This is a genomic window from Bradyrhizobium sp. CFUWI (assembly GCF_056429085.1).
Genome location: NZ_JBWJZE010000224.1, coordinates 1 through 432 on the forward strand (window position 1 = coordinate 1; position 432 = coordinate 432).

Here is a 432-nt window from a genome sequence, read left to right on the forward strand (position 1 = left end):
CTTCAGGCGCGTGCCGATGCGGCGGCCGTCGGCGAGCGGGATGTCGCCGAGCTTTTCCTGCGTGGCCTGCGCTTCGGCCAGCAGCGAGGCCTCGGGCACGTCGTAGTCGCGGGCGATGCGCGCCAGCACGCGCAGCTGGCCGCTGGAGAGCTCGCCGTAGGGCACGGCCACGCGCAGCATCGGGGCGTAGCGCTGCACGTACCAGCCGTTCTGCAGCCGCAGCGGCTTGAACTCGTCGCCGGAGAGCTTGCCCGCCTGGAAGCGCTCCAGCTGGTCGCGGTACTGGTCCGCGCGCTGGCGGATGAACTGTTGGTCGAATTCTGTGTATTGGTACATGGTGGGGCGGTGCGCGTGGGACGCACTCAGATCAGAATCAGTTTGGCGCCCGCCCAGGCGAGCAGCACGGAAAGGGCGGAGCGGATCAGCCGCTCC

At 69.4% G+C, this 432-nt stretch carries 1 pseudogene; it reads right to left on the reverse strand.

Features of this window, described 5'->3' with window-relative positions:
- Nucleotides 1–336, reverse strand: a pseudogene (locus tag AC066S_RS39540) (hypothetical protein); the annotation flags it as partial.
- Nucleotides 337–432: the final 96 nt, after the last annotated feature.